This is a genomic window from Sedimentitalea nanhaiensis DSM 24252, from assembly GCF_000473225.1.
Taxonomy (GTDB): domain Bacteria; phylum Pseudomonadota; class Alphaproteobacteria; order Rhodobacterales; family Rhodobacteraceae; genus Sedimentitalea; species Sedimentitalea nanhaiensis.
The window spans coordinates 3,762,295-3,785,739 of the sequence record NZ_KI421509.1; the positions used below are offsets into that span (position 1 = coordinate 3,762,295).

Sequence of the window (23,445 nt, forward strand, 5' to 3'; positions counted from 1 at the left end):
TTTGTCGTGAAGTCACGCGCGGAACATGACGGACGACCCCGGCATGCCTGCGGTAAGGCGACTTGATCTGCCGCCTGTGTGGCTGGCGGCTTTTATCGTGCTGGCCTGGGTTCAGGCGCGGCTTCTCCCGCTGGGGCTGAGCCTGCGCAGCGGGGTGGTGGATCTGTTGGGGGGGCTGCTGGTGGGCGGTGGCATCGTTTTGATGGCGCTGGCCATTACCGAGTTCCGCCGCCACCATACCACCATAAATCCTCACAAGACCCCGGTCGCGCTGATCACCTCGGGGATTTACAAACGCAGCCGCAATCCGATCTATCTGGCCGATACGCTGATCCTTGCCGGGCTGATCCTGCGGTTTGACGCGGTGCTGTCGCTGCCGCTGGTGCCGATTTTTGTCTGGGTGATCGAGCGGCGCTTTGTCCTGCCCGAAGAGACCCGGCTGCGGCGTATTTTCCGAAAGGAATTTCACCGGTACGAAACAAAAGTGCGCAGATGGCTGTGAAAGCGTAAACAATAGTATCGGGACCTCTCGGAGCGCTTGCGCAACCGCAAAGCGCGCGGTAGGGAAACATCCACAAATTTGGCCAATTTGCACCCGACAAGGGTGAAGCAGGGGGATTGAGATTGAAGATTGGGACGCCGAAAGAGATCCACGAGGGCGAACGCCGCGTGGCAATGACGCCCGATAGCGCGACTGCGCTGCAAAAGCTGGGTCACGAATGTGCCATCGAGACGGGTGCGGGACATGAGGCCGGGTTTTCTGACGCGGCCTATGAGGCGGCGGGGGTCGAGGTGGTCAAGACCGCCGCGGCGCTGTTCAAGGTTGCCGATGTCGTGGCCAAGGTGCGCCCGCCGACCGAAACCGAGGTCAAGCGGTTGCGCAAGGGCCAGACGCTGATTTCTTTCTTCTACCCCGGCTCCAACGACGAGCTGCTGGCGCAGGCCGCCGACAAGGGGGCCACGGTCGTCGCGATGGACATGGTGCCACGGATTTCGCGGGCGCAGAAGATGGATGCGCTGTCTTCGATGGCCAATATCGCCGGCTATCGCGCGGTGATCGAGGCGGGCAACAACTTTGGCCGCTTTTTCACCGGGCAGGTGACGGCGGCGGGCAAGGTGCCCCCGGCCAAGGTGCTGGTGGTGGGGGCCGGTGTCGCCGGGCTGGCGGCGATCGGAACCGCGACCAGCCTGGGCGCGATCACCTATGCGTTCGACGTGCGTCCCGAGGTGGCCGAACAGATCGAAAGCATGGGGGCCGAGTTCGTGTTCCTCGAGTTCGACGACAGCGAATTGCCCGATGGTGCGGCCACAGGCGGCTATGCGCCGCCGTCCAGCCCCGAGTTTCAGGCCAAACAGCTGGAGAAGTTCCGCGAGATCGCGCCTGACATCGACATCGTCATCACCACCGCGCTGATCCCGAACCGGCCGGCACCGGTGCTGTGGACCAGGGACATGGTCGAGGCGATGAAGCCCGGCAGCGTCATCATCGACCTGGCGGCCGAACGCGGCGGCAACTGTGAACTGACCGTGATGGACGAGAAAGTCGTGACCGACAACGGGGTTACGATCATCGGCTATACCGATTTCCCGTCTCGGATGGCGGCGCAGTCTTCGACCCTGTATGCCACCAACATCCGCCACATGATGACCGACCTGACCCCGCAAAAGGACGGCGTGATCTACCATAACATGGAAGATGACGTGATCCGCGGGGCCACGGTGACCCATGACAAAGAGGTTACCTTTCCGCCGCCGCCGCCCAAGATCCAGGCGATCGCGGCCAAGCCCAAGGAAAAACCCAAGGAGCTGACGCCGGACGAAAAGCGCGCCGCCGAAGTGGCCGCGTTCAAGGCGCAGACCAAGCAGCAGGTGACCCTGCTGGTGGTGGGTGCGGCGATATTGCTGGGGGTGGGGCTGGTGGCCCCGGCCAGCTTTATGCAGCATTTCATCGTGTTCGTTCTGGCGGTCTTTGTCGGCTTCCAGGTGATCTGGAATGTCAGCCACAGTCTGCATACGCCGTTGATGGCGGTGACCAACGCGATCAGTTCGATCATCATCCTCGGTGCGCTGATGCAGATCGGGTCGGGCAGCTTTCTGGTGATTCTGCTGGCTGGGCTGTCCATTTTCATGGCCGGGATCAACATCTTTGGCGGCTTCCTCGTCACGCGGCGCATGCTTGCCATGTTCCAGAAATCGTAAAGGACCGGAGCTATGGAATTCGGATTCACGACGGCGGCCTATGTGGTCGCGGCTGTTCTCTTCATCCTGTCGCTTGGCGGTCTTTCGGGGCAGGAAAGCGCCAAGCGCGCGGTCTGGTATGGCATCGCGGGCATGGCGCTGGCCGTTATCGCCACGCTGATCGGACCGGGGTCGGGCCTGTGGCTGTTGTCGCTGCTGCTGATCGCGGGTGGCGGGACCATCGGATACGTGGTGGCGCAGCGGGTGCAGATGACCGAGATGCCACAGCTGGTGGCGGCAATGCATTCGCTGGTCGGTCTGGCGGCGGTGTTCGTCGGCCTGAACGCGCATATCGAACTGGGCAACGTGCTGGCCATGGGCCCCGAGGAGCGCGAGGCGCTGGACGGGTTTGCAGCGCTTCTGGCGCACAAGACCTCGGTTGAAATCTCGATCTTGCGGGTCGAGCTGTTCCTGGGCGTGTTCATCGGTGCGATCACCTTTACTGGCTCGGTCATTGCTTACGGCAAACTGGCGGGCAAGGTGAACTCGACGGCGACCAAGCTGCCCGGCGGGCATGCGCTGAACGCGGGGGCTGCGGGCCTGTCGCTGATCTGCCTGATCTGGTATTTCAACACCGGGGGGGTGCTGCCGCTGATCCTGATGACGCTGGCGGCGCTGTTTATCGGCTATCATCTGATCATGGGCATCGGCGGGGCCGACATGCCGGTGGTCGTTTCGATGCTCAACAGCTATTCCGGCTGGGCCGCTGCGGCGATCGGCTTTTCGCTCGGCAACGATCTTCTGATCGTGGTCGGGGCGCTGGTTGGCTCCTCCGGTGCGATCCTGTCCTATATCATGTGCAAGGCGATGAACCGTCACTTTGTCAGCGTGATCCTGGGCGGATTCGGCGGAACCTCCGGTCCCCAGATGGAGGTCGAGGGCGAGCAGGTCGCCATCGAGGCCGACGGCGTTGCCTCGGCCCTGAACGATGCGGACAGTGTCATCATCATCCCGGGATACGGCATGGCGGTGGCGCAGGCGCAACAATCGGTCAGCGAACTGGTGCGCAAGCTGCGGGCCAAGGGCAAGAACGTGCGTTTCGCGATCCACCCGGTTGCCGGGCGTCTGCCGGGACATATGAACGTGCTTCTGGCCGAGGCCAAGGTGCCCTATGACATTGTCCTGGAAATGGACGAGATCAACGATGACTTTCCAAGCACGGATGTGGCTATCGTGATCGGGTCCAACGACATCGTGAACCCGGCGGCACAGGAAGACCCCAACAGCCCCATCGCCGGGATGCCGGTACTGGAATGCTGGAAGGCGAAACAGGTGTTCGTGTCCAAGCGTGGGCAGGGCACCGGATACTCGGGCATCGAGAACCCGTTGTTCTTTAAAGAGAACACCCGCATGTTCTATGGCGACGCCAAGGCCAGCCTGGATAAACTGTTGCCGATGATCGACTGACACGCGGCGAATGCCGGGTCCGGGGCTCCGTCTGTTTTTCAGACGGGGCCTTTTTCATGTTGGATGCGATCGGTTCGGTATACGGCGGTATTCCGGTAAGGCATTGATTGAAAAGAAAACTTTTAATATATTTGGAAGCGCGGTATACAGGTGCGTAAACGAGGACACCCAATGCCGCCCATTCAGGACCATCCTTTACGTTACCGGCTTGCCAACGAGCTGCACGCGCGCCCGTTTCCGGAAATGTCGGCCTCAAGCAGCGTGGTGCATATCGCGATCAAGCAACCTGCCGAGGCCGTCAGCCGGGATCGCGCGGTCGATCTGGCGCATCTGATCGATCTGCTGGATCGCCACGGCGCGCCCCACCCGCAGCCCGGAGCCACGCATTATTCGGGTCAGGTCGGCCGCCACGTGTTGAAATGGGAACAGCATACCGAGTTTGTCACCTATACGGCCTATTCGGACAGCGTCAGTGCGCGCGCCTTTGATCCGACGGATTTTCAGGTCTTTCCAGGCGAATGGCTGGACAATGCGCCCGGTGAGCGGATCACATCGGCGATGTTGCGCATCGAGCCGCGCCCCGATGAGGCGTGGATAGACGCGGCCCTGCGCGAATGGTTCGTGCCCGAGAGCCTGGCGGTGGCCGAGGTGTTGGACGGAACGGCGGTGATCGGGGGCGATTTCCGCATCGATCCGGCGGGACATCTGCGGTTTGCGGTGTTTGTCGATCCCGCCACCGACCCGCGCCGCATCGGGCGCGTCGTGCAGCGGTTGTGCGAGATCGAAACCTATAAGGCAATGTCGATGCTGGGGTTTGCGCGGGTGCGGTCCCTGTCGGGACAGATCGCGGATCTGGACAACCAGCTGACCGAGCTGATGATCGAGATGACCGGTGACGAGACCGCCGCCGAGGTGACGTTGCCACAGCTATTGGCGATCTCGGCCGAGCTGGAAACCATGGCCGCGCGGACCTCGTTCCGGTTTGGGGCCACGGGGGCCTACGAGGCGATTGTCAATCAGCGCATCGCGGTGCTGCGCGAGGAGCGGTTTCAGGGGCGGCAGACCTTTGGCGAGTTCATGATGCGCCGGTACGAGCCGGCGATGCGCACGGTGAAATCCACCGAGACCCGGTTGCAGGCGCTGGCCGACCGGGCGATCCGGGCGGGCGATCTGCTGCGTACACGGGTGGATGTGGAGCGCAGCGCCCAGAATCAGGCGCTGCTGGCCAGCATGGACCGCCGTGCCGATCTGCAATTGCGACTGCAACATACGGTCGAGGGGCTGTCGGTGGTGGCGATCAGCTACTACGCGGTGTCGCTGGCGGGGTATCTGCTGTACCCGATGACGGTGGCTGCCGGGATCAGCAAGGGGATGCTGACCGCGCTGATCACTCTGCCGGTTGTCGCGCTGGTTTGGCTTGCGATCCGGCGGATCCGGCGCAAGATAGGCTGAGCCTCGTTCAAACCCGATGACATGGCCGGTGTATTTTGGCAGTCTGTGGTGTGGCGCTCAGGCAGGAGGCACAAAAACAGGTGAAATCTCCGATCCGCGATACCGAAGGCCGATTTTCCGATTGGCAACAACTGGGACGGGGCAGCCTTGGCGAGACCTGGTCGGCGAGGGATATGCGCAGCGACCGGCGCGTCGTGGTCAAGGTGCGTCCCGATGTCGGGCTGAGCCGGGATTTGTGCCAGCGCGAAGCCGAGTTGGCGCGCAGGATGGTCAATCGCCATCTGCAGAGGCTTATCGCCTTTCTGCCCGGAGACCCCGGTCCAGACGCCCTGATTTACGAATATGTCGAGGGCGAAAGTCTGAAGCATCGGCTGGCGTCCGGGCCGGTGACGCGGGACGCGGGTTTGCGCATGGCGCGCGATATACTGATCGGGCTGGCCTCGGCGCATGACAACGGCGTCGTGCATCGTGACATCAGCCCGGAAAACATCATTCTGTCCGATCACGGCGCGGTTCTCATCGATTTTGATGCGTTGGGCGGTCTGATCGAAGACAGCCAGATCGGCAAGACCACTGTGGCGGGCGAATTTGCGGGCAAGCCGCTGTACATGTCGCCGGAACAGATCACCGGTGCGCCGCAAAGCGCGGCATCGGATATATGGGCGCTCGGCGCGGTTCTCTATGAGGCTGTGACCGGGCGGAGTTTTCGTCAGGGCGAATCGATTGCCGACCTTGTCCGCCAATATGCGGATGCATCGGATGTCAGCGCCGCGCCGGTTTCATTGCGTTTGCTGCTGGGCGACATGCTGGCGGCGGACCCGGCCCGGCGCCCGGATGCCAGCGGTGCCATCGCGAGGATCGATGCCTTGCTGCAAGATGCGTTGGGAACGGGCGATCCCATCGCGCCAGCAGCGCCCCAGATCGTTGCGGAGCGTCCTGTACCGCCTGCTCGGAGCCATGCGCCGCCGAAAGGTGGCGGCGGCCTGGCAAGGGCTGTGATTCCGGTGCTGGCGGTCGTGCTGATCATCGGCGGGCTTGTCCTCGGTGGCACCGTTTATCGGCTGGGTATCCTCAGCGCGTTTCGGGAACAGGGGTTCAGGACCCCGCATGTTCTGGGGGTTGCCCTGATCGCGGGGGGGGTGCTGCTGGTCCTGTCCAGCTTTTTCGTCGCGCGGGTCGTGCGGAACAAGGCGCAGCGCGCGGATGTGGCGTTGCCGTTTCGGGCGCTGGACCTGATCAACGCGCCGGATGCGCGGGACCGGTTGACCGAAACCATCTGCCTGAGGATCGATGCCTATCGGGAACTGGCGGGCAAACCGTCTGAAGACCTGCTGTCGGTGACCATGGTCGCACTGGCGAATGAATATGCCGAAGCCCAAACCGCGGACGACCGGCTGCGCGCACTGGGGATGCTGAATGAGCTGCATGCCAAGGTCGGGCGGTCGCTCAGGCCGTGGTGGATGAACTATGAAACACTGATCGCGCGGGCGCTGGCCCTGACGACGCTTGTGGCCGGGGTGGTCACGGCTGTGGAAGGCCTGCGCCGCCTGTTCTGACAGACGACGCGCGGGGTGTCATTCTGCGGGGCTGAGGGCCACGCCCGCGCTTGCGGACGAGCGGCCCAGCAGCGCATTCAGTGTCACGGCCCCGACGGCGATGGACAGGACCGCCAGCAGCGCGGCAAAGCTGAGGGTCGGTACGCCGGACAGGCCCGCGCCCACGGTGCAGCCTCCGGCCAGCACGCCGCCGACGCCCATCAGGGCCGCGCCGCTCAGGTAACGTCCGGTTTGGCGCGGGCTGTCAAAGCTCTGCCATTGGAAGGTGCCGAACAGCAGCGAAGCGGTCAGCGCGCCCAGCAGAACACCGCCGACCAGGCCGGTGCCGAACCCGGCGGGGATGGAGGAGGACGCGATGGCAAAGAACAGGGTTTCCGCCGAGGGAGAGGTGAACGACAGGCTTTCCATCGCGATCGGGTCGAATTCGTCCAGCAGCACATAACCGGTGCCGACCCAGGCGAGCGGCACCAGGAGGCCGATCAGCGCCGCCATCAGCACCGCACCGATGCCGTTGCCCGACCGAGCGGCCCAGGCCAATGCAGCCACCGCGATCAGCCCGGCCCACAGCAGCGCTCCGCCGGGCAGGGCGGCCAGCGACACGGTTTCACCCAGTGGCACGGTCACCGTGCCAAGGGCCACGCGCAGCGGCGCCAGAACCCCCTTGAGCGTTGCATGGGCGATGACGGCAAAGACCAGCAGCACCAGCAGCGCCCGCAGGTTGCCAGAGCCGCCAAGGACCGTCAGGCGAGAGACACATCCGCGAGTCAGCACCATGCCCGCGCCAAACAGCAGCCCGCCCAGGACGATGGCCAAAAGCGGCAGATCGGCGGCCATGAAGCGGTGCGTGCCAAAGTCGATCAGACCCATTGCGACGGCAATCTGCGTGCCCAGCACGGCCACGGCCAGCGCGGTCAGCCAGACACCGGCGGCAGCGCGGCGGTCTTCACCCACCAGCGCGCGGCGGAAACAGAATTTTGTGCGCTCGGCGAAAAAGCCGAACAGAATGCCCAGGGCCAGCGCCAATAGAACGCTGACCTGGCGCGCCGTGGTGTCTTCGAAGCCGAATGTCTCGAACATGGTTGATCCCCCGCAGATCCGGAATAATGTTCCAGATTGCGCGGCTGACCTGGGCTTTCAAGGGGCAGAGACGCTGGCGGCCGGGTGTTTTGGGGGACGTATGTTCCGGACCGAGGGGGCGGGCGATCCGATCGTTCCGGACCGGGTCGCGCCGGCGGGTCGATCGCTCTGAACGGCCTGCGCAAAGGGCGGGACCGTTCTTATTTACGCCTCAGCGCCCGCGAATGCGCGGGTCCAGGGCGTCGCGCAGCCCGTCGCCCAGATAGTTCACGCTGAGCACGGTCAGCGAAATCGCCACGCCGGGCCAGATCACCCGTTCGGGATATTGTTGCAGATAGTCGGTGCCGTCGAACAAAAGCCGCCCCCAGGTGGGGAAGTCGGGTGGAAAGCCCAGGCCGAGGAAGGATAGCGCACTTTCGGTGATGATCGCCGTGGCAATGCCCAGGGTGGCCGAAACCATGATCGGCGACAGCACATTGGGCAGGATGTGACGGGTGATCATCTTGGTATTGGTGGTGCCGATGCTGCGTGCGGCCAGCACGAATTCGCGTTCCTTCAGGGCCAGCACGTCGCCGCGCACGATGCGGGCGGTGGGCATCCAGCTGGTGATGCCGATGGCACAGACGATCAGGATGAAGATACCCTGTTCGGGTCCGAACGCCGCATTGAGCGGTTCGCGGAACAGCAGCATCATCACCAGCAGCAGGGGCAGCAGGGGCAAGGCCAGGAACAGGTCGGTCAGACGCATCAGGGGGCCGTCAAGGCGGCGGAAGAACCCGGCGGTGACACCAACGAACGAGCCCAGGAACAGCGCCAGAAGCATCGCGGTTATGCCGACGGAAACCGAAGTCTGTCCGCCGGCCATCATCCGGGCCATGATGTCGCGACCCAGTTGATCGGTGCCAAAGGGATGCGACAGGTTGGGGCCCTGGTTGCGGGCGCGGATATCGATATGGGTCGGATCTATCGACCATACCAGGGGGCCAAGGAAGACACCGGCGACGATGAGGACAAAAATGATCCCGCCCCACAGCGCGCCCTTGTGGGTCTTGAACTGATCCCAGACGTCGAGCCATTGGCTGCGCGGTGGCCTGTCGGGATGGGGGCCGCTGCCCAGCGGCGCGGTGTGATCGTGCGCGATTATGGCCGCGACGGTGTCGACCGGATCACTCGCAGGGTCGTGGCGCGGTTCAGTCATAGCGGATCCTCGGGTCCAGAATGCCATACAGAACGTCGGCGATCAGGTTGAACAGCACGATCAGGATGGCAAAGATAAAGGCCAGCGTCTGCACCATCGGCAGGTCGTTGGCCTGAATCGCGCCGATCAGCAGCTGGCCGATACCGTTCACCTTGAACACCTGTTCAGTGATGATGGCACCGCCAAAGATGGCCGGAACACCCAGGGCGATGACCGTGACCACCGGGATCATCGAGTTGCGCAGCACATGCAGCATGACCACGGTGTATTCGCCCAGCCCCTTGGCGCGGGCGGTGCGCACGTAGTCCTGATTGAGATTGTCCAGCATGGATGCGCGCATGAAGCGGCTGATCTGGGCGGTGATTTGCAGCGCCAGCACCATGACCGGCATGATCATCTGTTGCAGTTGCAGCATGAAGCTGTCCCAATCCACCACCTTGAGCGTGGTGTCATAGATCGACGGGAACCAGCCCAGATTGACCGAGAAGATCACGATCACCAGCACGCCGGAGAAAAACGGCGGCACCGAAAACCCGACCATGGACACGAACGTGCCCAGCTGGTCGAACCACGAATATTGCCGGTAGGCCGAATAGATGCCGATGGGCAGGGCGATCAGGATGGCGACCACATAGGCCGTGCCGACGACCCACAGGGTTTGCGGGATGCGCTGAACCACGATGTCCATGACCGGGCTGCGGGTCTGCCAGCTGATTACCCGCAGCTTGCCTTCGGCAAAATGGGTGCCGAAGATATGATCGAACAGCACCTGCGGTTCGATCCAGTAGAATTGCACGATCCATTTCCAGAACCGGATATAGGCGGGTTCGCCCAGTCCCAGCGCCAGGCGCATCTTTTCCTTGACCTCGGGGGGTACCGTCAGGGGCACCTGCGCCATGGGATCGCCCGGTGCCAGTTCCAGCAGCAGGAAGATCACCAATGCGATGAACAAAAGGGTCGGGACGGCCAGCACCAGACGCCGGATCGTGAATGTCAGCATTCAGAAAGCCTCTGCTCGTCTGTCATCAACAGGGTCGAACCCAACGCGCCCCGGACCGGGTCCGGGGCGCGCGGTATCAGGCAGGTTTACGAGCCTTCCAGACGGTACCAGTCGGCCGCGTTCCAGATTTCACTGTCCCAGACATTCAGGATCACGCCGCCCAGTGTGTTGGAATGGGCCGAAACCCGGCCCCGGTCCACCAGCGGCAGGATGCTGTAGCTGTCCTTGGTCAGCATGTCGTTCAGCTGTCTGGCGATCTCGCCGCGCTTTTCCAGCGCGCCGGTACGGCCGAGTTCGGCCACCAGTGCGTCATAGGCCGGATCGCAGAAGCGGTTGATGTTCTCTCCCTGCCACTGGCTTTCCGGGCGCGGCGCCTTTTCGCAGGTGCGTTCGGCCAGATAGTTTTCAGGGTCGGTGCCGTCGAAATTGTTGGCGTACATCTCGACATCGGCATAGAATTTCTGGAACGTATCCGGGCTGCCGGGATCGCCGCCGAAAAACACCGAGCCCGAGATATTGCGCAACTCGGTTTCAACGCCGATCTCGCTCCACCACTGTTTGATCAGGGCCTGGAAATCCTGACGCACGGCATTGGTCGAGGTCTGGTACAGCAGCGACAGGCGCACACCGTCCTTGGCGCGGATGCCATCGGCCCCTTTGACCCATCCGGCGTCTTCCAGCATCTGGTTGGCCCCGGCGATATCCTGGACCAGGCAGTCGGTGTTGTCGCTGGCATATAATGCGGGTGCGGGCACCATGTTGCAGGTCGGGCGGCCGGCCTGACCATAGCCGATCTCGACCAGCAATTCGCGGTCGATCGCCATGCTCAGCGCCTTGCGCACGGCCAGATCGCTGAGGAACGGGTGCGGATGCTTGGCTGTCGCACGCTCGCCTTCCGGCAGGCTGGGCGAGGGATCGGTCAGGTTGATCTCGATACGCTCGACCAGGGTGCCAAAGGCGGATACCGGAGTGCCTTTGCCGGCCGCGGCCATTTTCGAAATCACTTCGGGGGCCAGTTGCAGGTTCCAGGCATAGTCGAATTCGCCGGTTTCCATCACCGCGCGGCCCGCCGCCGTCGCGTCGCCGCCGCCTTTGAATGTCAACGTGGCAAAGGCCGGTTTGGCCGGATCGCGAAAGTTCGGGTTGGCCGACATGGTGATCACGTCGTTGGGTTTGAATTCATCCACCACAAAGGGGCCGGTGCCGATCGGGTTGAAATTGGCATCGGTGCATTCCGGCGCTTTGGCACCCAGGCAATCGGCAAATTGCGCGGCCTGTATGATCGGCGACTGGGCACCCATGAACGGGCCATAGGGGTTTGGTTTGGGTTCGGAAAAGGTAACTTTGACGGTCAGATCGTCAATGGCTTCGACCTTGGACACGCCTTCGAACTTGGCGCCCTGCGCACAGCCGCCTTCGGGATGCATGCAATAATCCGCAGTGAAGACCACGTCGGCCGAGGTGACCGGGGTGCCGTCGGACCACAGCAGGCCGGGTTTCAGATTCCAGGTGATGGTGGTCAGATCTTCGCTGACGCCGCCGTTTTCAAGCGTCGGAATCTCGGTCGCCAGGAACGGCACCAACGCGCCTGTTTCATCGTAGCGGCCCAGGGGTTCAAGAACCAGGCTGGAGCTTTCGACGTCCTTGGTGCCGCCGGACAGAAACGGGTTCAGGATCGAGGGGGCCTGCCAATATATGATGCTGACATTGCCGTCTGATCCACGTTCGGCCATGGCCATCGGGGCCAGCGCCGTGGATGCGATCGCACCCAGCAATAGGGCTTTGATTTTCATGTTTTACTCCTTGTTGGACACATTTGTGTCTTAGTGCCTCCGCTTGACGTGCGGATGTTCGCAGGGCCGCTCTGGGGAAGCGTGCGCGGTGCATGACCAAATCGTGACCGGCCCGGTCACTGTCGTCGTCTCCCGTGGCGGATACCCGGGCATCGAAACAGAGTTTGAAAAAAATGCAAGCCTTGCCTTTGGGGAACTGTGATGCGGGGTTTGACACAGCCGGGGCGCGCGCCGTAGCGTTTGAGCCTGAATCAACGGGGAGATGGCGGTGCTGGATCAACCGATTGCACGGATCGACGGGTTGCGGGTGGCGTTCCAGACCAAGGACGGTCCGGTGGTCGGGGTCAACGACGTATCGTTCGAGGTCCACCCGGGCGAAACGGTCTGTATCGTCGGCGAATCCGGGTCCGGCAAGTCGGTCACCTCGCTGTCGCTGATGCGGCTGGTCGAGTTTGGCGGCGGCACGATCGAGGCCGGGCAGCTGATCTTTGACCGCAAGGAGGGCGATGAGCTGGACCTGGCGCAGGCCGATCAGGATTTGATGCGCCAGATCCGGGGCAATGAAATCGGGATGATCTTTCAAGAGCCGATGACGGCGCTGAACCCGGTGTTCACCGTCGGGCGGCAGTTGACCGAGGGGCTGCGGGTGCACAGGGGGCTGTCCAAGGCCGAAGCCCGGGAGCGTGCGCTGGTTCTGTTACGCGAGGTGCGCATTCCCGAGCCCGAGCGGCGGTTGCAGCAATATCCGCACGAGCTGTCCGGTGGCATGCGTCAGCGGGTGGTGATTGCCATGGCGATGGCCTGCGCGCCGCGCCTGTTGATCGCGGATGAACCGACCACGGCGCTGGACGTGACCATTCAGGCCGAGATCCTGGCGCTGATGGACCGCTTGAAACGCGAGACCGGCACGGCGGTGATGTTCATCACCCATGACATGGCGGTGGTGGCCCAGATGGCGGACCGCGTGGTGGTGATGTTTCGCGGCAACAAGGTCGAGGAGGGCACCGTCCAGGAGATCTTTGAAAACCCGCAGCACGACTATACCAAGGCGCTGCTGGCTGCGGTGCCCAAGTTGGGCGAGATGCGCGGCAAGGCCGCGCCTGAGCCGATGAAGCTGTTGGGGAGCGAGGGACAGAACATTGCGCCGATTCCGGGCACCGATCAGGTGCTGCTGTCGGTCCGGCATCTGACCACACGGTTCGCGGTGCAGGGCGGGTTCTTTCGGCGTACCGTCGCGCAGGTCCACGCGGTCGAGGATGTGTCGTTTACCATCAACCGGGGGCAGACCCTGTCGCTGGTGGGTGAATCCGGATGTGGAAAATCCACCGCCGGGCGCTCGATCCTGCGGCTGGTGGAACCCGACGCGGGGCAGATTGATCTGGATGGCGTGGACATCATGCAGCTGGATGCACGGGGGCTGCGCGAGGCGCGGCTGGACATGCAGATGATCTTTCAGGACCCGTTCGCGTCCCTGAATCCGCAGATGCAGCTGATGGATCAGGTGGCCGAACCGTTGCGCAACTATGGCACCAATTCCGCCGACACGATCCGAGACCGGGTGTCGATGCTGTTTGACCGGGTCGAACTGCCGCGCAGCTTTATGCGCCGCTATCCGCACGAGCTGTCCGGCGGCCAGCGTCAGCGGGTGGCGATTGCACGGGCGCTGGCGCTGAACCCCAAGCTGATCGTCGCCGACGAGGCGGTCAGCGCGCTGGATGTCAGCGTGCAGGCGCAGGTTCTGAACCTGATGATGGAGTTGCAGGCCGATCTGGGGCTGTCGTTTCTGTTCATCAGCCATGACATGGCGGTGGTCGAGCGGGTCAGCCATCAGGTCGGCGTGATGTACCTGGGCCGCATTGTCGAGTTGGGTCCGCGGGCACGGGTGTTCGAAAACCCGCAGCATCCGTATACGCAGGCGCTGATGCAGGCGGTGCCGATCGCCGACCCGCGCCGACGCAAGTCCGAGAAGGATCTCAACTTCAAGCCGATCCCGTCGCCGATACATGGGCTGGACTATGACCCCGCGCCGTCGCTGTATGACGAGGTCGAGCCGGGGCATTATGTTCTGACCACCGACAGCGGGTATTGAAATGGCCGAAACACTCGAGGCAAAGGCGGTTATGGATCGGCAGGAGGCCTTTCCAACGGTCAGCCGCGACACCAACCTGCCAATGATTGACCGGGTGCAGGGCGATTCGGCACCTGCGATATGAAGGGGTTCGACGCCATCGCCATCTGGGCGCTGGTTCAGGCGCATCAGCACAACGGGTTCATAACAGTGGCGCAATTTCAGGCTGGGGCCGATTTCATGGACCGGCCGATCGCGCGCCTGCAGAAGGGATAAACCATGCCGATCAAGAACCGTCTCGCGGAAATGCACGATGAGATCACCGGCTGGCGCCGGCACCTGCATGCCCATCCGGAACTGATGTTTGACGTGCAGAACACCGCTGCCTTTGTGGTAGAACGGCTGCGCGACTTTGGCATTGACGACATCGCGACCGGGATCGGGCAGACCGGCGTCGTGGCGCGGATCAGGGGCAAATCCGATACCAAGGGCCGTGTGATCGGGCTGCGCGCGGACATGGATGCGCTGCCGATCATCGAGGCAACCGGTCTGGATTACGCCAGCACCGCGCCGGGCAAGATGCACGCCTGTGGTCATGACGGGCACACGGCGATGTTGCTGGGGGCGGCGAAATACCTGGCCGAGACCCGCAATTTCGATGGCACCGTGGTGCTGATCTTTCAGCCCGCCGAAGAAGGCGGCGGTGGTGGGCGCGAGATGTGCCGTGACGGGCTGATGGAGCGTTGGGGCATTCAGGAAGTCTATGGCATGCACAACATGCCGGGCTTTCCGGCGGGCGCATTCGCCATCCGCCCCGGCGCGTTGCTGGCCAGTGCGGACCAGTTCGACATCACCCTGACCGGCAAGGGCGGCCATGCCGCCGCCCCACATGACGCCGTGGATACCAACCTGGCGGCGGCGCATGTGGTGGTGGCGCTGCAATCCATTGTGTCGCGCAACGCCGATCCGCTGGCCAGCCTGGTGATTTCGGTCTGCACGATGCGCAGCGATACCGAGGCGCATAACGTCATTCCGCAGACGGTGCTGTTGCGCGGAACGGTGCGGGCGTTGGACCAATCGGTGCGGGAACTGGCCGCCGAGCGGGTCCGGAGGATCGTGACCGCCACCGCCGAGGCCTATGGCTGCACAGCCCAGATCGATTACGAGTGGGGCTATCCCGTCACCGTCAATCACCCGGATCATACCGGGTACGCCGCCGATGCCGCCGAGGTCGTGGCCGGATCGGTGCAGCGCGACACACCGCCGATCATGCCCGCCGAAGATTTTGCCTTTATGCTGCAGGAGCGGCCCGGTGCCTACATGTTCCTGGGCAATGGCGAAGGCGCGATGGTGCATCACCCCGCCTATGATTTCAACGATCAGATCATCCCCGTGGGGTGCAGTTGGTTTGCCGAACTGGTTGAACGGCGGATGCCGGCGGCGTAACAGATGGGACAGAACCGCAGCAGGGCAAGAAACGGCCTGCGTGGATGCACATACAGGAGACTTTCAGATGCCCGTCAAGAATCGCTTTGCCGAATTGCAGGACGAAATCACCGCCTGGCGCCGGGATATTCACGAGAACCCCGAGATCCTGTTCGAGACCCACCGCACCAGCGCGTTGGTGGCTGAAAAACTGGCCGCATTCGGCTGTGACGACGTGGTGACGGGCATCGGGCGTACCGGTGTGGTTGGCGTCATCAAGGGGAAAGCGGACAGCTCGGGCAAAGTGATTGGCCTGCGTGCGGACATGGATGCGCTGCCGATCGTTGAGGCGACCGGGGTGGAGTATGCCAGCAAGACAACGGGCGCGATGCATGCCTGTGGCCATGACGGGCACACGGCGATGTTGCTGGGGGCGGCGAAATACCTGGCCGAGACCCGCAATTTCGACGGCACCGTGGTGGTGATTTTTCAGCCGGCCGAAGAAGGCGGCGGCGGCGGCAAGGAGATGTGCGACGACGGCATGATGGAACGCTGGGGCATTCAGGAAGTATACGGGATGCACAACTGGCCCGGTCAGCCGGTGGGCAGCTTTGCCATCCGTTCCGGCGCGTTCTTTGCCGCGACCGATCAGTTCGACATCACGTTCGAAGGGCGCGGCGGGCATGCAGCGAAGCCGCACGAAACCGTCGATACCACGGTGATGGCGGCGCAGGCGGTGCTGGCCTTGCAGACCATCGCCAGCCGCAATGCCGACCCGGTGGATCAGGTGGTGGTTTCGGTGACGTCGTTTGAAACCTCGTCCAAGGCGTTCAACGTGATTCCGCAGAAGGTGCAGATCAAGGGCACGGTGCGCACCATGAGCGCGGCGATGCGCGATCTGGCCGAAAAGCGGATCAAGGACATCTGCACCGGGATCGCCACGACCTTTGGCGGTACGGCCGATGTCACCTATTTCCGTGGATATCCGGTGATGGTGAACCATGACGAGCAGACCGAATTCGCCGCCGGGGTGGCGCGCAGGGTGTCCGGCGCCTGTGATGATGCGCCGCTGGTGATGGGGGGCGAGGATTTTGCCTTTATGCTAGAAGAGCGCCCCGGTGCCTATATCCTGGTCGGCAATGGCGATACCGCGATGGTGCATCACCCCGAGTATAATTTTAACGACGAGGCGATCCCCGCCGGTTGCAGCTGGTGGGCCGAGATTGTCGAACAGCGGATGCCGGCGGCCTGAACCGCGCGCTTATGGCGTTTTGACCAGGACTTGATACATTGCCCTTCCTTTACCGGGTTGAAATCGTTGCTTTCCTGCGGCGACAGATGTTTCAGGTTTGAGTCAAGACGCTTTGGCTCCTGACCTGCCCTCTTCCGGTCGCGGTTCAGGCAGAGGCAGCGACGGCATGGCCTGTCGGGAAATCCACAGGGGGGCTTCGGGCCTGTGCGGCCAGGGCGATGAAGGCCGATTTCAGCATCGGACTCACGGGCGGACCGACTGAGGACACGACAGGGGAGCTCTGGACGATTTTGGCTTGGCGTTGTGGCGCGGGCGTTGCAGAAACGGGGCGGGCGCGTTTGTGGCGCGGGATGCATCCGGGGGGAAACATGGCGGATATTTCATCACGATTGACGGGGCTGCGGGATCTGACGCCGCCGGACCGGCGCGCACGGGTGGTTCAGGCGGCAGGGCTGTCCGAGCAGGACGCGCAAATCCTGGCGGGCGCGGATGTTCTGCGCATGACGCTGGCGGATGGCATGATCGAGAATGTCATCGGCAAGTTCGAGTTGCCGATGGGAGTGGCGACGAATTTCACCGTCAACGGCAAGGATTACCTGGTGCCGATGGTGGTCGAGGAACCTTCGGTGGTGGCGGCGGCATCCTTTATGGCGCGGATCGCGCGGGACTGTGGCGGGTTTGTCACCAGTTCGGACCGCCCGGTGATGCGCGCGCAGGTGCAGGTGCTGCGCCCCGAAGACCCCCACGGCGCACGGCAGCGCCTGTTGTCGGCGCGCGACGAGTTGATCGCGATGGCCAATGCGCGCGACACGGTGCTGACCGGGCTGGGCGGCGGGTGCAAGGATATCGAGGTGCAGGTGTTCGACGACACGCCGGTCGGGGCGATGGTCGTGCTGCATCTGCTGGTGGATGTGCGCGATGCGATGGGGGCCAACACGGTCAATACCATGGCCGAAACCATTGCTTCGCGCGTTGCGGAAATCGCCCGTGGGGAAGTGCGGTTGCGCATTCTGTCGAACCTTGCCGACCTTCGGCTGGTGCGGGCGCGGGTCGAGATTGCGCCCGCTGCGCTGAGCGCAGCGGGGCTGGACGGGGCCGATGTGGTGCAGGGCATGGTCGAGGCCTGTGCGCTGGCGGTGATCGATCCGTACCGCGCGGCGACCCATAACAAGGGCATCATGAACGGTATCGATTCCGTGGTCGTCGCCACCGGCAACGACTGGCGCGCAATCGAGGCCGGGGCGCATGCCTATGCGGCGCGCGGGGGGCGGTACACCAGCCTGTCGCGCTGGGAGCGCGGGGCCGATGGCGCGCTTATGGGGACGTTGGAATTGCCGCTGGCGCTGGGGCTGGTGGGGGGGGCGACCAAGACCCATCCGGCGGCGCAGGCAGCGATCCGGATGCTGGGGGTGACATCGGCGACCGAGCTGGCCGAAGTGGTCGCGGCGGTGGGGTTGGCGCAGAACATGGCGGCGCTGCGGGCTTTGGCGACCGAGGGCATCCAGAAGGGCCACATGACCCTGCATGCGCGCAACATTGCCATTCTGGCCGGAGCCGAAGGGGCCGAGGTGGATCGCGTCGCGCGCGCCATCGTCGCGGCGGGCGAGGTGTCGGTCGACCGGGCGGCGCGGGAACTGGCGTTGCCGCGCGACTAGGGCCGGGCTGGGATGACGCGCGCGTTGTGTGCGCCCATGTTCACCAAATGGTTGCGCCGGTCCGCGATTGTTCTCGTTTCGTGAATGACCCGGAGCGGGTGATCGGTTCGATCCAGCCGGTGTCTGAAACGCCCAAACGGTGCGGGATTGTCCTGAAAATGGCTGCAGTGTGGGGGCGTTTGGGGTTATTTTGCGCCGACCTGAAAGAGACGGGTCCACATGGGGCGATCCAACCGTGTCATATTTGAAACAAAACCGGCCTGGTTGTGCGCGAAACCGGAGAATTTTGTCAGAATAATGCCCGGCCACGTTCATTCTCATTCACACACATCGGGTCGGTGTGTATTTGATATGACGATAAAATTTTTTGCGAGTAATCGAGAGATCCTCCGATGGCCGATATCGATGGCACACCAAACGACGACATCATTCAGGGTACGGACGACAATGATGTTATAAACGGTCTGGGCGGCAACGACCTTATTTCGGGCGAAGGCAAGGACGATGTCATCGATGGCGGCGATGGTGACGATACCATCTATGGCGATGAGGGTATCGGGACCGCACCGGGCAGCAATGCCGATTCACTGATGCTGAGCCGCGCCAATTTTGTCAGCGAGTCGGCGAGCGGAAACAACAATGCGGACGTCGGTGACTGGGCGATCTACAAGGACGTTACGACGCTGGATGATGGTACTTCGGTCTGGGGGCGGTTGATTGTCACCGGTAAGTCGGACCCGAATCTGAACGTTGATCTTTCCGGTTCCTCGGGGGGCGAAATTCAGCTGAATACCGGCCCGCGGTGGCAACAGGTCGGTCCCGGAAGGACCGCCAGCTTCCGGTTCGAGTTTTTCGATCCCATTACCGGCGACCCGGTGGCGCTGAACTCGACGGCGACCTTCAACGATCTGGATCGTAACAGCCCCGGCGACCAGGAATCGGTCACGATCGATTCCAGCAGCTTTTCGGCTTATGGCACCTCGCAGGATACCTCGCTTGCGATCACCACCACGGGTGGTCAAGTCAATGCCGCTGGTACGGAGTCCAACGATCCCTCGGATCAGGACGCCTGGTTCAGTACCCGGTTCGAGAACCGGGAGTTCATCGATTTCACCCTTGAGTCGCGATCGACGCAGTCCTGGTTCACCTTTTCCGGCGATCTGATCGACGATGGCGTCATTGTTCCGGTCGAAGCAGGCAACGACACCCTGAGCGGCGGGGCCGGGGAGGATGTGATTTTCGGTCAGGGCGGCAACGACATCATTGATGGCGGTGACGGCAATGACATTCTGGAAGGCGGATCCGGCACCGATACGGTGACGGGCGGATCCGGCAATGATCAGTTGTTCGGTGGCGACGGCAATGACACGCTGAGCGGCGGTGCAGGTCTTGACGTGGTCAAGGGCGAGGCGGGCGAGGATCTGTTGATCGGCGGCACGGGACGGGACCGGCTGGAGGGCGGCAAAAACAGCGACACATTCAGATTCGACGCGGCTGGCGATCACATCGTGATCGGGGGCGAGGATGAAAACGGTCTGGATGTCGATGTTCTGGACCTGAGCGGTTTTCGCACCAACATCGACAAGACGGGCCTGGAAACCGGCACGGTCGAATTCCTGGATGCGGATGGCAACGTCTCTGATACGATGTTCTATTCCGAGATCGAGCGGGTCATCATCTGTTTCGCTCCGGGCACCCGCATCGCCACGGCACGGGGTGCTGTGGCGGTGGAAAGGCTGTCACCGGGCGATCGGGTCATCACCCGCGACAACGGTCTGCAGCCGGTGCGGTGGGTCGGGCGGCGCGATCTGAAAACAGCCGAGCTGCGGGCGTCACCCAAAATCCGGCCGATCCTGATCCGGGCCGGGGCGCTGGGGCCGAACGTGCCCGAGCGTGATCTGAGGGTCAGCCCGAACCACCGGATGTTGCTGACCAGTGCAGCGGCGCATGTTCTGTTTGACGAGCCCGAGGTTCTGGTGTCGGCCAAGCATCTGGTCGGTCTGGACGGGGTGCAACGCGTCTGTCCGAACGCAGTCAGCTATATCCATGTGATGTTCGACGCGCATGAGGTCATTCTGGCCGACGGTGCCTGGAGCGAGAGCTTTCAGCCGGGCGACGTGTCGCTGGACGGTATCGGAACGGCGCAGCGCGAAGAGGTCCTTTGCCTGTTCCCGGAACTGGCGCAGGCGCAGGGGATGAATGCCTATCGGTCTGCGCGGCGGTCGTTGAAACGCTATGAGGCTCAGCTGTTGCTGGTGGCCTGAGCGGCGCGCCAGTCGGCCCAATCCTGCGGTGTGTCCAGATCCAGCCTTGCCCGGTTGCCGGGCAAGGGGATCAGTTTGACCCGCCCCTGAGCGGAGGCGACAATCTCGCGACCGCCTCCGTCACCGGTCAGCTTTGCAATCCGATCAAACAGCCGGGCGGAAAAGACCACCGGATGGCCGGGTTTGCCGGTTTCGGTGGCCCCGCGCCAGATCAGGGTATCGCTGTTCAGATCGACGGCGCGCAGCGCAGCGTTCAGATCCTGAAGGGTCAGATCCGGCAGATCGCCCAGCAGCACCATTGCCGCCGGCGTGCCCTGTGGAACGGCTGCGATGGCCGTGCGGAGCGACGCGTTCATGCCTTCGGCGGCGTCCGGCACCGGCAGGCGCTGGGCGCCGGTGCCGTTCAGCGCGTGATAGCGGGGGTGCGGCGGCGGCGGCAGCGCCACAATGACCGGACCCGCTGTCGCGCCTCGGGCCAGGTCGACCTGACGGCGGATCAGCGGCACGCCATCCACGATTTGCATCAGCTTGTCCAGCCCGCCCATCCGCGAGGATTGGCCGGCGGCCAGCACGATGATGGGCATGTCGGTCGCGGGGGCTGTCATAATGTCAGCCTAGCCCGTCCCGCGCCGGATGCAATCACCCGCGCATCCGGGCGCCGTCGGCGTCAAACAGGGGCTGGGTGATCAGACGGGCCGGGCGTTTGTCGCCCAGAATCTCGATATGGACCTGCAGGCCTTCGGCGATGCGATCTGTGGGCAGAAAGCCCAGCGCCACCGATTTGCCCGCATGATGGGAATAGCCGCCCGAGGTGCAAAAGCCCTGAACCGTGTCGTCCAGCCAGATCGGTTCATAGCCGTGCACATCGGCGTCCGTGGCGTCGACCTCAAACGCCACCAGCTTGCGCGTGGCTCCCGCATCCCGTTCCGTTTCGGCGGCGGCGCGGCCGATGAAACCTGCGGGTTTGTTGAAGGCAATGAACCGGTCCAGCCCGGTTTCGGCGGCGGTGTAATCGGGCGAATATTCAGCCAGCCAGCTGCCAAAGAACTTGTCCAGCCGCAGCGACATCATCGCGCGCATGCCAAAGGGCACGATGCCATGGGGTTGACCGGCCCGCCACAGGGTGTGCCAGAGTTGGCGTTGTGCCATCGGATCGCAGTAGATTTCATAGCCCAGATCGCCGGTATAGCTGACCCGCTGCACGATGCAGTCACTCATGCCCACGGTCACCGGACGCACGTCGAGAAACCGCATGTCGCTGATGTCAGAGCGGGTGCAGGCGGCCAGAACGTCGCGCGCCTTTGGTCCGGCGATCTGGAAGCCATTGCGTTTGTCGCTTATATTTTCGACGGTTACGCCATCTTTCTGATGTTGCTGGAACCAGCGGAAATGATAGGCTTGGCTGCCATAGGAGGCGGTGAGCTGAAATTCGGTGTCCGACAGGCAGGAGATGGTAAAATCGCCGATCAACCGCCCCCTGGGCGACAGCATCGGAGTCAGGCTGATCCGGCCCGGTTTGGGCACGCGACCGGCCATGATGCGGTCCAGCCAGTCGCGCGCGCCGGTGCCCGAGACCCGGTATTTGCCGAAATTATGCACCTCGTTGATGCCGACCCCGCCGCGCACGCCGCGCACCTCGCGCCCGGTGGCGTCAAAGGCGTCAGAGCGGCGGAAGGACGGGGTTTCATAGCTCGGTTCAGACCCCTGGGCGAAATAATTGACCACTTCGAGCCCGAATTGCTGGCCCCAGACGGCGCCCATGCCAGTGAAGATATCATACATCGGCGTGGTGCGGTTGGGGCGCGCGGCGGGCAGTTCTTCGTTCGGATAGGCGACGGAAAAGCGTTTCTGATAGTTTTCGGTTACCTTGGGCAAGGTATAGCCGGGGCTGACCCAGTTGCCGAACCGGGCCACGTCCATCGCGGTGACGTCGCGCTCGGGCTCGCCATGAATCATCCATTGCGCCAGCGTCAGGCCGACGCCGCCGCCCTGGCTGAACCCGGCCATCACGCCGCAGGCCGACCAATAGTTGCGCACGCCCGGCACCGGACCGACCAGCGGATTGCCATCGGGCGCAAAGGTAAAGGGGCCGTGGATCACCGATTTGACCCCGGCGGTTTCCAGAACCGGGAAGCGTCTATAGGCGAAATCGATGCTTTCGGTGATCTTGTCGAAATCATCGGGCAGCAGTTCATGGCCAAAAGTCCAGGGGGTTCCGTCCACGGCCCAGGGGCGGCAGGTTTGTTCATAGAACCCGATGCACAGGCCGCGGCCTTCTTGCCGCAGATAGCTTTCGCCCGCCGGGTCCATCACATGGGGGTGTTCGCGGTCGCGTTCATAGATTTCGGGGATGTCGTCGGTGACGATATACTGGTGCTCCATCGGGTGCAGCGGGAAATACAGCCCTGCCATCGCGCCGACTTCGCGCGCCCACAGCCCGCCGGCGTTAACGATGTGTTCGGCGTGGATCGTACCCTTGTCGGTGACGATCTCCCAGCTGCCGTCGGGGCGCTGGTTGGTTTCGCGGACCATGCAATGGGTTTGAATGGTCGCACCGCCCATGCGCGCGGCCTTTGCATAGGCGTGGGTGGTGCCCGAGGGGTCCAGATGCCCGTCCAACGGGTCGTAGAGCCCGCCGATGATGCCGTCCAGATTGGTGATCGGGGCGATTTTGGCAATCTCTTCGGGGCTGACGATTTCGGTGTCCAGCCCCATGAAGCGATGCTTGGCGCGTTCCGCCAGCATCATGTCGAACCGGTCGCGGTTATCGGCCAGCGTTACCCCGCCGACATGGTGCAGCCCGCAGGACATGCCGGTGATCTCTTCCAGTTCCCTGTACAGCCGGATGGTATAGCCCTGCAGTGCGGCCATATTGGTGTCGCCATTCAGGGTATGAAACCCGCCCGCGGCGTGCCAGGTGGATCCGGAGGTCAGTTCGGACCGTTCGATCAGCATGACGTCGGACCACCCCAGCTTGGTCAGGTGATACAGCACAGAGCAGCCGACGACTCCGCCGCCGATGACTGCAACTCGGGTGGTGGTTTTCATGAGACGCCTCCG

At 63.2% G+C, this 23,445-nt stretch carries 16 protein-coding genes and 1 pseudogene; 11 read left to right on the forward strand and 6 right to left on the reverse strand.

Features of this window, described 5'->3' with window-relative positions:
- Positions 1-25: 25 nt before the first annotated feature.
- The 5 genes from NANH_RS0120640 (at position 26) to NANH_RS0120660 (ending at position 6,653) form a co-directional block, all read left to right on the forward strand.
- Entirely contained in the window at positions 26-502 is a 477-nt protein-coding gene (locus tag NANH_RS0120640; protein WP_081710496.1) for a methyltransferase family protein, read from the forward strand.
- Between the two features lie 122 nt (positions 503-624).
- Positions 625-2,199: a Re/Si-specific NAD(P)(+) transhydrogenase subunit alpha gene (locus NANH_RS0120645; RefSeq protein ID WP_027263760.1), complete on the forward strand. Its 1,575-nt coding sequence runs from the start codon at positions 625-627 to the stop codon at positions 2,197-2,199.
- 12 nt (positions 2,200-2,211) lie between these two features.
- On the forward strand, positions 2,212-3,645 hold the full coding sequence (locus NANH_RS0120650; RefSeq protein WP_027263761.1) for an NAD(P)(+) transhydrogenase (Re/Si-specific) subunit beta: 1,434 nt from the start codon (positions 2,212-2,214) through the stop codon (positions 3,643-3,645).
- A gap of 171 nt (positions 3,646-3,816) precedes the next feature.
- The gene (locus NANH_RS0120655) at positions 3,817-5,097 is read left to right on the forward strand and encodes a DUF3422 family protein (protein WP_027263762.1); all 1,281 of its coding nucleotides are present in this window, start codon (positions 3,817-3,819) and stop codon (positions 5,095-5,097) included.
- Between the two features lie 80 nt (positions 5,098-5,177).
- Complete coding sequence (locus NANH_RS0120660) at positions 5,178-6,653, forward strand: serine/threonine-protein kinase (RefSeq protein ID WP_161631378.1); 1,476 nt, start codon at positions 5,178-5,180, stop codon at positions 6,651-6,653.
- 18 nt (positions 6,654-6,671) lie between these two features.
- On the opposite strand, the gene NANH_RS0120665 is transcribed toward NANH_RS0120660, so the two are convergent.
- From NANH_RS0120665 to NANH_RS0120685, 4 genes are all read right to left on the reverse strand, one after another.
- Complete coding sequence (locus NANH_RS0120665; RefSeq protein ID WP_027263764.1) at positions 6,672-7,730, reverse strand: YeeE/YedE family protein; 1,059 nt, start codon at positions 7,728-7,730, stop codon at positions 6,672-6,674.
- A gap of 211 nt (positions 7,731-7,941) precedes the next feature.
- Positions 7,942-8,928, reverse strand: a complete 987-nt coding sequence (locus NANH_RS0120675; RefSeq protein ID WP_081710498.1) for an ABC transporter permease — start codon at positions 8,926-8,928, stop codon at positions 7,942-7,944.
- On the reverse strand, positions 8,921-9,928 hold the full coding sequence (locus NANH_RS0120680) for an ABC transporter permease (protein ID WP_027263766.1): 1,008 nt from the start codon (positions 9,926-9,928) through the stop codon (positions 8,921-8,923). The genes NANH_RS0120675 and NANH_RS0120680 overlap by 8 nt, the downstream gene beginning before the upstream one ends.
- A gap of 86 nt (positions 9,929-10,014) precedes the next feature.
- Complete coding sequence (locus NANH_RS0120685) at positions 10,015-11,721, reverse strand: peptide ABC transporter substrate-binding protein (protein WP_027263767.1); 1,707 nt, start codon at positions 11,719-11,721, stop codon at positions 10,015-10,017.
- Positions 11,722-11,989: 268 nt separating this feature from the next.
- Between NANH_RS0120685 and NANH_RS0120695 the strand changes: the two genes are divergently transcribed.
- The 6 genes and pseudogenes from NANH_RS0120695 (at position 11,990) to NANH_RS0120725 (ending at position 20,385) form a co-directional block, all read left to right on the forward strand.
- Positions 11,990-13,810 (forward strand): ABC transporter ATP-binding protein, encoded by a 1,821-nt coding sequence (locus tag NANH_RS0120695; protein ID WP_027263768.1) that lies wholly within the window; start codon positions 11,990-11,992, stop codon positions 13,808-13,810.
- A gap of 1 nt (position 13,811) precedes the next feature.
- A pseudogene (locus NANH_RS29615) lies at positions 13,812-13,991 on the forward strand (hypothetical protein); the annotation flags it as partial.
- Positions 13,992-14,068: 77 nt separating this feature from the next.
- Positions 14,069-15,235, forward strand: coding sequence for a M20 aminoacylase family protein (locus NANH_RS0120710; RefSeq protein ID WP_027263769.1), 1,167 nt, complete (start codon positions 14,069-14,071; stop codon positions 15,233-15,235).
- A gap of 67 nt (positions 15,236-15,302) precedes the next feature.
- Positions 15,303-16,466: a M20 aminoacylase family protein gene (locus NANH_RS0120715; RefSeq protein ID WP_027263770.1), complete on the forward strand. Its 1,164-nt coding sequence runs from the start codon at positions 15,303-15,305 to the stop codon at positions 16,464-16,466.
- 368 nt (positions 16,467-16,834) lie between these two features.
- A complete protein-coding gene (locus tag NANH_RS0120720) occupies positions 16,835-18,121 on the forward strand; it encodes a hydroxymethylglutaryl-CoA reductase, degradative (protein WP_211237103.1) in 1,287 nt (428 codons plus the stop codon).
- Between the two features lie 392 nt (positions 18,122-18,513).
- A complete protein-coding gene (locus tag NANH_RS0120725; protein ID WP_027263772.1) occupies positions 18,514-20,385 on the forward strand; it encodes a Hint domain-containing protein in 1,872 nt (623 codons plus the stop codon).
- On the opposite strand, the gene NANH_RS0120730 is transcribed toward NANH_RS0120725, so the two are convergent.
- Both NANH_RS0120730 and NANH_RS0120735 read right to left on the reverse strand, forming a co-directional pair.
- Positions 20,364-20,990, reverse strand: a complete 627-nt coding sequence (locus NANH_RS0120730; protein ID WP_036050166.1) for a nucleotidyltransferase family protein — start codon at positions 20,988-20,990, stop codon at positions 20,364-20,366. The two genes, NANH_RS0120725 and NANH_RS0120730, sit on opposite strands and share 22 nt — an antisense overlap.
- Before the next feature lie 34 nt (positions 20,991-21,024).
- Positions 21,025-23,433: a GcvT family protein gene (locus NANH_RS0120735; protein ID WP_027263774.1), complete on the reverse strand. Its 2,409-nt coding sequence runs from the start codon at positions 23,431-23,433 to the stop codon at positions 21,025-21,027.
- Positions 23,434-23,445: the final 12 nt, after the last annotated feature.